Raw genomic sequence first — 3,952 nt, 5'->3', positions numbered from 1 at the left:
GGCGACCCTCCCCGCCCGCAAACCACGGCGGAGCAGCAGGCCGCACCGGCTCCCGGCGGTCTCGACCCGGACGTCGTCAACCGCATCCGCGACAAGGTCTTCGCCCAGGCGCAGGCCGCCAAGACCGACAAGCAGAAACTTGCTGCCATCAAGCAGCTCGGCATTCTCGCCCGCTACGGCGACCTGCCCTCGCGCTGGGTACTGGTGCGCAACTACCATCAGGCAAGGGCCATTCGCTCGGTCGTCATGCCGGATGAGATCACCCGCTACGCGCTGGACATACTGGTGTCGAAACCCGAGGGCGTCGAGAAGCCGGAATTCGAGTTCATCTTCGACCTGACACAGATTGCGCAGGACCGGAAATCGAAGGCGGTCGGCGGCGCCACTCTGCAGGCGATCCGCGACGATCCGCGCCTGCAAGACCCGCTGACGCTCGGCGCCATGATGGGCCAGTTCGCCTTTGCGCCGGACGCCTGCGACTCCGTGCTTGCTGCTGCGAAGAAAGCCGGTGTCGACGGCGTCGGCTCGGAGGGATGCGACGAGGACACGCGCACGGCCATCATCGCCTTCGCTAAGGCGAAGGGCGGGTCCGGTGTCGAGGCGGCGGCGCGCAAGGCTGCGGCCGAAGAGATCAAGACGCTGGACGCGCAGGCGGCGAAGTAGCCGGGCTATGAGCCGCGACGGACCTATTGCGCCTTGTCGACACGATCGAGGATCTCGCGGTAGCGGCCGCATATGGCGGCGTCCTGATAAAAGTCCACTTCGGTATCGACGATCTGATCAAGGCTCATTCCGCGATAATGCGCCTTGACCTTCGCCAGGACGTCTTGCGCTTGGCTGATTTCGCCGAGCTCGAAATGGCAGATGATAAGGCGAATGAGCGACCACGGTGTCACGGTCGCCATTTTCGCGTAGCAGGCAGCCGCCTCGCGATATCGCCCCGCCGTTGTCAGCAGGACGCCCCGGAAGTCGTCATACCATCCTACGGCATAAGGATCGCGGCGCTGGGCTTCGGCAATTTCTTCGAGCCCTTGCTCCGGCCTGTTGGTGTGATTGAGGAAAATAGCGCGGATGCTGAGAATGAAGGGATCGTTCGGATTGAGCGCAACCGCCCGGTCAAGGCTGATTTCAGCTTGCCTGAATTGGCGCAGGTACAAGTGAGCGAAGCCGGTGGCGAGATGCCCATAGGCTTCGTCGGGATCAAGGCCCAATGCCGTCCGCGCGATCTCCAGTCCGGAATGCAGATGGCCGGGATTGTTGTAGTCCCAATAGTATTTGATGGATTCCACGAAGCTCAACATGGCGTGGGCGGCCGCAAACTGCGGATCGAGCGTTACCGCCTGGCACAGAAATGGCTCCGCTTCGAGCACCGTGTCGTAGACGGCTGCCAGTTGCAGCGCCCGCAGGTAGGACTCATAGGCCGACATGTTGTTGGTCGGCCGGGCCCTGGCGCGCGACGCGATCGCGGTCCTGGCCTGCCGGGCCAGACGCGCCGCGATCATCCGGGTGATTTCGTCCTGGATCGCGAAAATATCGTCGAGTTCCCGGTCGTAGTGTTCGCCCCAGATATGAGCCATCGACGACGCATCGGTCAGTTGCACGGTGACCCGCACCCGGTTGCCGATCTTGCGGACGCTGCCTTCGACGACATATTGGACGCCAAGCTTGCTTGCCACTTCCGCCGGGTCATGCGCCTTGCCGCGGAACTGGAAGGAAGAGTTCCGTGCAATGACCAGGAACTCCTTGTATTTGCCGAGCTCGACGATGATGTCTTCGGTGATCCCGTCGCTGAAATAGTCTTGCTCCGGGTCGCCGCTCATGTTGTCGAAGGGAAGTATGGCGATGGACGGTCTGGACGGCATACCATCTGCCGTTACCGCGAAGGGCCTCGGGCCTGCATATTTGTAGCCGCGACCATGCACAGTTGCGATCATCTCGGCAGGCAGCAGCTTTCGCAGCGCCGAAATGTGAACCTGAAGCGTGTTCTCCTCCACCACCACGCCGGCCCAGACCGCATCTAGAAGTTCGGCCTTGCCGACCACCTCGTCGGGCCTGTCGAGCAACATCGCGAGGATGTCGAAGGAACGAGCCGAAAGCTCCACAGGCCCTTTCGGGCCTAGCAACTGCCGTTCGGCTCGTCTCAAACGATAGTTCCCAAACTCCAAGTCCATCGCCAAGAACCCACCCTCCCGGGCAGGATAATCCAAGATGACCTTTGAGGCGAACGTCAGGGCCGTTCGGAATTCTTCGCTTCAAGCAATTTCAGAGCCGTTCAGGACTCTTCAGGTTCAAGCCAAGGACCTGGGCGGGAAGCGCTGCCATTGTGCCCGTCACAGGAGGACATCATGGCTGACATCCTCACCACAGCCCCGATTACCGGCCGACCCCTCAAACTGCCGCGGCGAAGCTTTGCGAGGCTTGCAATCGGCGCATCGCTCAACGGTATATCCCGGTTGGTGGGCGACGCGCTCAAGATGGCTTACGTGGACCCTTACGCCAGTCTCGCTCGCCAACCGCAAGTCGCCCCGGACGATGAGCTGGAAGGCCGAGATCCCAGTTGGTGAGCTGTCAGGCCATGGCAGACCGCGAAGTGATCAGAGCGCCCTGAGCCACACCTTGTTGTCGTGGACGGCGGCGCCGCCATAGGGTGCGGGCGCGTCGGCGCCGGTCAGCACGTTGATGCCCTCGCCGCGCTCATGCGCGCTGTTCGGCCAGATGCCTTCGGCGATGACCACACCGCGCTTCACGCCGTCGAAGAATCTTGCGTGCAGTACAAGGTCGCCGCGCCGGTTGCCGACCTCGACGCGGCCGCCATCCTCGATGCCGAGCGCGGCGGCATCTTCGCGGTGGATGAGCAGTTCGGGTCTGCCTTCCTTTGCCTTGGACACCGGCGTCTCGGCAAAACTCGAATTGAGGAAGTTGCGCGCCGGCGAGGTCGCCAGCCGGAACTGATGCTCCTCATCCGCCACCTCGATCAGCTCGACATGGTCGGGGAATTCCGGCAGCCGATCGACCGGGCCGAACAGACCCATGCTTTTCGGCGGCCGGTTGGGCGCCGACTGCCCTGTCCAGTTTGGCCGGAAGTGGAATTTCCTGTCGGCATGGCCGAAGCCGTTGATGAAATGCGCGTCGTCGAAGTCGGGCTGCAGGTCGACCCACTTCTCAGCCTTCAAGCTGTCGAAGCTGCCGAGCCCGCGCTTGCCGAGGATGATGTCGATATGCTCGCGCTCGGTCAGGCCGAAGCCTGGACGATCGCCGACGCCCAGCCGCTTGCCGAGCTCTTCATTGACGTAGTGGTTGGTGCGCGGCCCTTCCGGCGGTTCGATCAGCTTGGGGCCGAGCGTGATGTGCTGGTTGCCGCCGCCCTTGTAGAGGTCGTCATGCTCCAAAAACATCGTCGCCGGCAGCACGACGTCGGCGAGCTTGGCCGTATCGGTCATGAACTGCTCGTGCACGCAGGTGAACAGGTCCTCGCGCAGGAAACCCTGCTTCACCAGCCGCTGCTCCGGCGCGACATTGGCCGGATTGGTGTTCTGGATCAGCATCGCCGTCACCGGCGGTCCGCCATAGAGCGCGTCTTCGGCTCCGGTCAGCACCGGGCCGATGCGCGAATGGTCGAGATAGCGGATGTTCGGATCGCGCATCGCGGTGCCTTCGAGCACGTCCTGGTTCAGCTTGAAGATGCCGGAATTGGAATGGAAGGCGCCGCCGCCCTCATATTGCCAGGCGCCGGTGACTGCGGCGATCGAGGAGGCGGCGTGCATGTTGATCGAGCCGTTGCGCTGGCGCGCAAAGCCATAGCCAAGGCGGAAATAGGTTTTCTTGGTCGTGCCGACGAGCTTTGCGAAGGCCTCGATCTCGGCGACGCTCAGGCCCGTAATGGCGGCCGCCCATTCGGGCGTGCGGGTGCGAAGGTGTTCTTCCAGCCCACGCGGATCGTCGGTGTATTTTT

Annotated in this window: 4 protein-coding genes; 2 read left to right on the top strand and 2 right to left on the bottom strand. The window is 62.9% G+C overall.

Annotated elements, in window-relative coordinates; translation table 11 throughout:
- On the top strand, window positions 1–663 hold a 663-nt coding region (locus tag EOA27_RS40925), incomplete at its 5' end, for a hypothetical protein (protein WP_189562116.1).
- A 23-nt stretch (window positions 664–686) separates the two neighbouring features.
- Here EOA27_RS40925 and EOA27_RS26125 read toward each other — a convergent pair.
- The gene (locus EOA27_RS26125) at window positions 687–2,207 is read right to left on the bottom strand and encodes a winged helix-turn-helix domain-containing protein (RefSeq protein ID WP_245491164.1); all 1,521 of its coding nucleotides are present in this window, start codon (window positions 2,205–2,207) and stop codon (window positions 687–689) included.
- 138 nt (window positions 2,208–2,345) lie between these two features.
- On the opposite strand from EOA27_RS26125, the gene EOA27_RS26120 reads away from it, so the two are divergent.
- Window positions 2,346–2,564, top strand: coding sequence for a hypothetical protein (locus EOA27_RS26120; protein WP_126078182.1), 219 nt, complete (start codon window positions 2,346–2,348; stop codon window positions 2,562–2,564).
- Window positions 2,565–2,594: 30 nt separating this feature from the next.
- Here EOA27_RS26120 and EOA27_RS26115 read toward each other — a convergent pair.
- Window positions 2,595–3,952 (bottom strand): molybdopterin-dependent oxidoreductase (locus EOA27_RS26115; protein WP_145970537.1); only part of this gene is annotated, 1,358 nt, incomplete at its 5' end.

Origin of the sequence: Mesorhizobium sp. M2A.F.Ca.ET.037.01.1.1 (assembly GCF_003998075.1) — a bacterium.
In the GTDB taxonomy this organism is placed as follows: Bacteria; Pseudomonadota; Alphaproteobacteria; order Rhizobiales; family Rhizobiaceae; genus Mesorhizobium.
This window is presented reverse-complemented; position numbering and strand designations above follow the sequence as displayed.

Coding starts and splice junctions, on each gene's coding strand:
- EOA27_RS26120 (WP_126078182.1), top strand. CDS start 2,346: ATGGCTGACATCCTCACCACAGCCCCGATTACCGGCCGACCCCTCAAA.